At 56.0% G+C, this 6,060-nt stretch carries 8 protein-coding genes; all 8 read left to right on the forward strand.

Annotated elements, in window-relative coordinates; genetic code table 11:
- The first annotated feature begins 14 nt into the window (after positions 1-14).
- Positions 15-1,631 (forward strand): MBL fold metallo-hydrolase, encoded by a 1,617-nt coding sequence (locus ACHHRT_RS02750; protein WP_395497454.1) that lies wholly within the window; start codon positions 15-17, stop codon positions 1,629-1,631.
- 108 nt (positions 1,632-1,739) lie between these two features.
- Positions 1,740-2,354 carry a PAS domain-containing protein gene (locus ACHHRT_RS02755; protein ID WP_395497456.1) on the forward strand — a complete coding sequence of 205 codons (615 nt, stop codon included), beginning with the start codon at positions 1,740-1,742 and terminating at the stop codon, positions 2,352-2,354.
- Positions 2,355-2,379: 25 nt separating this feature from the next.
- Positions 2,380-2,745 (forward strand): response regulator, encoded by a 366-nt coding sequence (locus ACHHRT_RS02760; protein ID WP_395497458.1) that lies wholly within the window; start codon positions 2,380-2,382, stop codon positions 2,743-2,745.
- 15 nt (positions 2,746-2,760) lie between these two features.
- Entirely contained in the window at positions 2,761-3,414 is a 654-nt protein-coding gene (locus ACHHRT_RS02765; RefSeq protein ID WP_395497460.1) for a chemotaxis protein CheC, read from the forward strand.
- Between the two features lie 37 nt (positions 3,415-3,451).
- Positions 3,452-3,802, forward strand: coding sequence for a PilZ domain-containing protein (locus ACHHRT_RS02770; RefSeq protein ID WP_395497462.1), 351 nt, complete (start codon positions 3,452-3,454; stop codon positions 3,800-3,802).
- 267 nt (positions 3,803-4,069) lie between these two features.
- Positions 4,070-4,246, forward strand: coding sequence for a hypothetical protein (locus ACHHRT_RS02775; protein WP_395497464.1), 177 nt, complete (start codon positions 4,070-4,072; stop codon positions 4,244-4,246).
- Positions 4,247-4,318: 72 nt separating this feature from the next.
- Positions 4,319-5,233 (forward strand): AAA family ATPase, encoded by a 915-nt coding sequence (locus tag ACHHRT_RS02780; RefSeq protein WP_395497466.1) that lies wholly within the window; start codon positions 4,319-4,321, stop codon positions 5,231-5,233.
- Between the two features lie 123 nt (positions 5,234-5,356).
- A complete protein-coding gene (locus tag ACHHRT_RS02785) occupies positions 5,357-6,046 on the forward strand; it encodes a PilZ domain-containing protein (protein ID WP_395497468.1) in 690 nt (229 codons plus the stop codon).
- Positions 6,047-6,060 lie beyond the last annotated feature (14 nt).

Here is a 6,060-nt window from a genome sequence, read left to right on the forward strand (position 1 = left end):
GGACCAATTCACCGTTGCCGGTCGCCCCCAATAAAACCGCCAGCTCGCCGCTGGGGCAACTCCTGCTGCTGATCATTCTCTGGAGCGCCCTCTTTGCCCCGGGGGGTGAGGCCGCCGCAAAGACCCTGAGCTATTTCGGCCAGGGCGGCCAGCAGACGGTGGGGGGCTCCCTGCATGTTCTGGAAAATAGCTCCGGTCTCTATCTGATCGATGTGGGAAGTTTCGTGGGGGGTGACGGCCCCAACTACCCCTGGCCGGCGGAGATCCCGGTGGCCAGAATCCGGGCCCTGTTCATTACCCATATCCACGCCGACCATATCGGTCGGCTGCCGCTGCTGCTCCACCAGGGCTACCGGGGACCGATCCATCTGAGCCGGGTCAGTTACGAGCTGGCCCGGGTTACCCTGCCCGCCAATCTCCACCTGATCGACCTGGGGCCGGAACGCTTTTACTATTCCCGGAACAATGCCGGCCGCAAACGCATCCCGGTTTATCTCGAGGGCTACGATTTCGGGGAACGGGCGGTTAAGCCGCAAAACCGGATTTACTTTACAAGTCACCGCCACCGCCTGGCGACCCAGGGCTACCACCTGGCCCGCCCCCAGCGGCAAAAACTGGAGGCCGAGCTGCTGGCCCGCCTGGATGAGCAGGCCATAATCAACGATCCCGACCAACCATTCACGGTCGATGAGTTCAAGGCGCGCTTTCTCACCACTCCCCATATGGCGGGCAGTGTGATGGTGGAACTGGAATACCGGGGCCTGAGGATCCTGTTTGCGGGAGATACCGGGGCCAACGGTTCCCCCCTGCTGCCGGACAACCCCGGCTTCAGCCAACCGATCGATCTGCTTTTTCTGGAGGGAACCTATGGCCGGGATCGGGAACTTGCTCCGGCGGCGGCCCGGGCAGATTTTCGCCGGGAGTTGGCGGCTCGACTGGCCGAAGGTTATCGGGTGGTGATTCCGGCCTTTGCCCTGGACCGCAGCCAACAGATAGTCCAGGAGATCGGCCGAGCGGCGGCCAACGGGCAGTTACCGCCGGATCAGGTGGTCAGGGTATGCAGTTCCACGGCCCGGGCCTTGCTGAACCGCTATGCCGATTTTGTCGGTCGCGACGAATTTGCCCCCTATTTCAGGCCGGAGGTCGACGAGAGCCATTTTTTGCCCCCGGGCTACCGCCCCGACTGTAGCAGTGACGACCCCGACAATCCCCTGGGCCTGCAACATGGCGAGATTGGAGTTATGACCTCGGGCATGGCCGACTACGCCAGCGCCCGCCAGGCCCTGCTCGACTATCTGGAGGACCCCAAAACCCTGTTCTATTTCACAAGCTATCAGGCCCCGGCCAGCCTCGGCGGCCGCTTGACCGCCGGTTCAAAACCGCCCGCGGAGTTGCGCATCGGGGCATACCGGCGGCAAGTTAAGGCTAAAATCCTGCAAACATCAGGTTTTAGCGGTCATTCCTCACCCCGGGAGATGATCGAAATATTCACCGCCGCCCAACCCCGGCGGATCTACCTGGTCCACCTCGACCGGCGTAACGCCACCACCCTGGCAAACCGTTACCGGCAAGAATTCCAGGCGGAGATCATTATTCCCCGACAAACCGAGCGCCATCAACTTTACCCTTAACCAGTTAATTGGTTGCTTTTCCAAACGGCTAATGTAAGATTAGAAACATAGTGAGGGATAGCGGATCCCTCTCCAAACCGGGCAGGTCACTTTTTTCAATAACCGCAAATGATTCTAAACCAGATCTTAGACAACATCGACTGGGGCTTGGTGATTATCGACCGGGAATTCAAGGTTCGATACTGGAATCGCTGGATGGCGCTGCACAGCGGCATCACCTCGCAAGAGATAAGAGGATCATCCATCCTCGACTTTTATCCCCATTTCCAGAACAAAAAATTTATCCGGAACTTTAAGGCGGTGGTTACCTTCGGCAACCATTATTTCTTTCCCCAGAAGCTCTACGGCTACATGTTTCCCTTCAAGCCCGATGGCAATTTTGTTTCGGAAATAAACTACATGCAGCAAAGCTGCACCATGGGACCGCTGCGCGATGAAAAAAAAGTTATCCAATATGTCTATATTTCGGTAAAAGATGTAACCGAGGCCTATATCTACGAAACCAACCTGGCATCCGCCCTTCTCACCCTGCTCGAAAAGTATGTGGACAAGTCGGAGATGCCGGCGGCTGAGGCCCAGTCAATCCTGGAAGAGTTGCTGCCGGTTTCCGGCCAGGAGATCCTTGCCAAACACGCCAAACCGCAAAAGGACAAGGACACCCACGCGCTTATCGGTGATCAGCTTGTGGAAATTCTCTCGGAAATCGCGACCAGCAACCGTTGAAGGAACCAACTGAAGGAGAACCGTCATGCCCAAAAAATTGCTGATTGTCGACGATTCGCCAGTATCGCGCGCGATAATCAAGAAATGCCTGCCCAAGGATCACACTTTTGAGCTGTTCGAGGCGGGAGACGGCAAAGAAGGGCTGGAGAAATTTAAAGAGATCAAACCGGATGGAACCCTTTTGGACTTGACCATGCCGGTGATGGACGGATTTGAAGCCCTGGAAGAGATGAAAAAAGTGGACAGCAACGCGGTAATCATTGTGTTAACCGCCGATATCCAGCAGAAAGCGTATGAAAAGGTGATGGCCTTGGGGGCCGGCATGGTCATCCCCAAGCCGCCGTCGGCGGCGGCGCTCGCCGATGGTTTAGCCAAGATGGGCCTAACATAGCGGACAAGGGACACCATGAAGAATTCAGAAGTCGACACCACCTTCTCGAAAGAGGATGCGGCCATCCTGGAGGAGGTGATGAACATCGCCTTCGGCAAGGCCTCTTCCGACCTTGCCAGGGTGATTGATATCCAGATCATGCTGAACGCCCCGCAGGTGGAAATTCTCAAGACTGAAGAATTGATGCGGTGGATCAAGCAAGACACCGAATCGTACCAGACCCTGAGCATGATTGAACAGAATTTCTGGGGCAAATATGCCGGCACCGCGATTCTGGCCTTTCCCTCGGCGGCCAGCAAGGGACTGATCAGCCTTTTCGATGATGACGACGAGCCCTTTGAAGCCGACAACCCCCTGCTGGAGCGGGAGACCCTGCTGGAGGTGGGCAACATTCTCATCGGCGCCTGCGTCAGCAAGGTGGCGGAGCTGCTGGATGATGACGAGGTTTCATTCTCCCCGCCCCGCCTGATTCCCCAGGTGGTTGTCGACAACCTTTCCGGGGCCAACATCTCCCCCAAGTTTGATGACCCCGACAAGATGGCAATTCTGATGAAAACCGTCTTTCATCTCCAGGAAAAGGATGTGAAGGGCTTTCTCTTTATGATCGCCAGCGATGATTCCATGAAATGGCTTAAGACCGCCCTGCAGAACTTTATGGCAAAGTTCTAGAATCCAGGGGGAAACTTGAACTGTTAAGGATTGAAAAATGGATCTTGCACAGATTGTCCGCCACGATTTTCGGGTCCCGGTTTCCAGCTCCGATGGCATCAAGCTTAAGGTCAACGGCAAGGAACACGAAGTTATCAACCTCAGCAACCACGGGGTCGGTTTTCGCTTCAGCGCCCTGGCGCAGTTTAAAACCGGCAGCGTGGTTCAGGAGATCGAGCTTACCCTTGGTGGCCAGCAGTTGCGGCTTGAGGGCAAAGTCATCCACGTGTCACGCCTGGAGGAGGACTATCTGTGCGGGCTCGACCTGCTCAAACTGACTGAAGCCAGCAGGAAGAGTCTGGAGAACTCCGTCGGCCGGATCCGGGCCCGACTGTTCAAGGAAGAATGAAAACCGCTGCGCCGCCACCAAGAGCGCTGCTGAATATTAATGATGTAACAGGCAAAAGAGATGGATTCCCGGGAAAAAGAGGATATTCTGCTTGAACTGCTCAGCGGCGAGAGTTCGGCTTCAACCCCCGAGCTCGACGAACTGACGCAATTTCTCACCCAACCCGCCCCACGCCAGAAAACCCAACGGCGGCGGCCAGGGAGCAGAGCGAAAGTTAGCAAAAAGAGGAGAGCCACCCACTACCTCTCCCCGGTAACCTTTGAGCTTATGGAGAATTTGTTGCCGGAAATTCGTCAAATTTTGCCGGCAGATGCCCCCAAGAAGCTCTCCAGATCAAGCCTGGTGGATTCCGCCATGCAGATGTTGCTGCAGGATTTTGCCCAAAAAGGAGAGCAGAGCCTTCTGGTTCGCTGGCTTCTAAATGAACCTCGCAAAGTGGCGTAAAAAGAGGATGCAGCCCCCGGGAAAAACTGTTCCCCGGCCCCATTATTCGATGAACGAGGAGGCGATGTCGAGATGCTCCTGATCTGCCCACATTGCAAACAACAATACAATATCGACGCGGGGAAAATTCCCCCCAGCGTCAAAACAGTTAAATGCAAGAACTGCGGGCAGCAATTCCCCCTGCAGCCGGCGGAAGGTATCGGCGCCCCTAAAACACCCCCCAAACAGCCGGTTCGCCGGATCGGGGTTTGCATCAGCAAGGGTGGGGTGGGCAAGACCACAACCTCGGTCAACCTGGCGGCCGGCCTCGCCTTTGCGGGTTTCAAGGTTTTGCTGGTGGATACCGACACTCAAGGGCAGGACAGTTTCGTCCTGGGGGTAAAACCCAAGGGTGGACTGACCGAGTTGATCACCGAGGAACTCAAACCGGAAGAGGCCATCTTCAAGGCCCGGGAAAGGTTGTGGCTGTTGGCGGGAGGTAAATCTTTAGCCGGCCTGAAACGACTGATCGACCGCAAGGATTTCGGTGGCGAGCGCACCCTGGCCGAGGCCCTGGAACCCCTGGAGAATCAGTACGATTACGTTATTGTTGACACCTCCCCCGGCTGGGACCCCTTGACCGTCAACGTCCTTTTCTACGTCAATGAGATCATCACCCCGGTATCCCTGGAGATCATGACCCTGCAGGGTCTGGTGGAATTCCTCAAGAGCTTGTCCGCCATCCAGAAACACCGCAAGGAGGTGGCCCTCAAGTATATTCTCCCCACCTTCCATGACCAGCGGGTCAAAAAATGTAACAATATTCTCGAAAAAATCGAGCAGCTTTACGGCCATATGCTCTGCAAGCCGATCCGACATAACGTTCATCTCTCCGAATCACCGTCGGTGGGCCAAACCATTTTTGAGTTTGCCCCCGGCTCCACCGGCGCCGAGGATTATCGCGAACTGGTCCGCAAAGTAGCCGATAACGACAAACTGTTCCGCTAGGGCGGCGGGAACTACCCAGCAGCTGGCAACAGGGATCAGAAAAAACAGCCCAAAGGATCGGCAATGGCTAGAAATATAATGATTGTGGATGGTTCAGTGCCCAGGAGGAGGGTCATCGCCAGTATGATCATGGCCAACCTCAGTGACGCGGAGGTAACGGAAGCCAAAAACGCCTATGAAGCCTGGGAACTGCTGCAAAAAGCACAATTCAACCTGATCCTCTTTTTCTGGGAGCCATCGGCTGAGGCCTGGCTCAACTTTTTCCTGCGCCTGAAAAAACACCCCACCTCCCACCGGGCCGGGGCCATTCTGCTGACCTCTGATACCAGCTTCCCCTACGTCAAAGAAGCAGTCAGGGCCGGGGTGGCCGACACTCTGATTATCCCCTGCAGCAAACTGGAACTCACCAATGCCATCAACCGGGTGTGCAATCCGGTGGCATTCCACCAGAGCCCCCGCCACAGCCTGCCGGGAACCACGGCCCTGCTCCAGCAGGAGAGCAGGAGCTACCATGCCCGGGTAATCAACATCAGCCAAGGCGGCCTCTTCTGTGAACTGGACTATATTGAAGATTTCGCGGTAACCGTTCCAGCCACCATCAACATCACCTTCCAGCATCAAGAGAAGCAACTGACCGCCAATGGTCTCTACTCCATTCCAATCCGCTTCTACGTTCTCGACAACAACGCCAACTACTCCCCCAACCGGGTGAGAATCGCCTACCGCTTTGCCAAGTTGCCCATGGCCGTGCAGGAGCTTTTCGAGCAGCTATTCCAGTTTGCCACCGAGCAGGAACAACTTCTGCTGAGATAAGCCCCGACCGACAC

This window comes from Desulfurivibrio modestus (assembly GCF_044068625.1).
In the GTDB taxonomy this organism is placed as follows: Bacteria; Desulfobacterota; Desulfobulbia; order Desulfobulbales; family Desulfurivibrionaceae; genus Desulfurivibrio.

Bases quoted from the DNA above. Each gene is read 5' to 3' on its own strand.
- ACHHRT_RS02755 (WP_395497456.1), top strand. From the start codon at position 1,740: ATGATTCTAAACCAGATCTTAGACAACATCGACTGGGGCTTGGTGATT.
- ACHHRT_RS02760 (WP_395497458.1), top strand. From the start codon at position 2,380: ATGCCCAAAAAATTGCTGATTGTCGACGATTCGCCAGTATCGCGCGCG.
- ACHHRT_RS02765 (WP_395497460.1), top strand. From the start codon at position 2,761: ATGAAGAATTCAGAAGTCGACACCACCTTCTCGAAAGAGGATGCGGCC.
- ACHHRT_RS02770 (WP_395497462.1), top strand. From the start codon at position 3,452: ATGGATCTTGCACAGATTGTCCGCCACGATTTTCGGGTCCCGGTTTCC.
- ACHHRT_RS02775 (WP_395497464.1), top strand. From the start codon at position 4,070: ATGGAGAATTTGTTGCCGGAAATTCGTCAAATTTTGCCGGCAGATGCC.
- ACHHRT_RS02780 (WP_395497466.1), top strand. From the start codon at position 4,319: ATGCTCCTGATCTGCCCACATTGCAAACAACAATACAATATCGACGCG.
- ACHHRT_RS02785 (WP_395497468.1), top strand. From the start codon at position 5,357: ATGATCATGGCCAACCTCAGTGACGCGGAGGTAACGGAAGCCAAAAAC.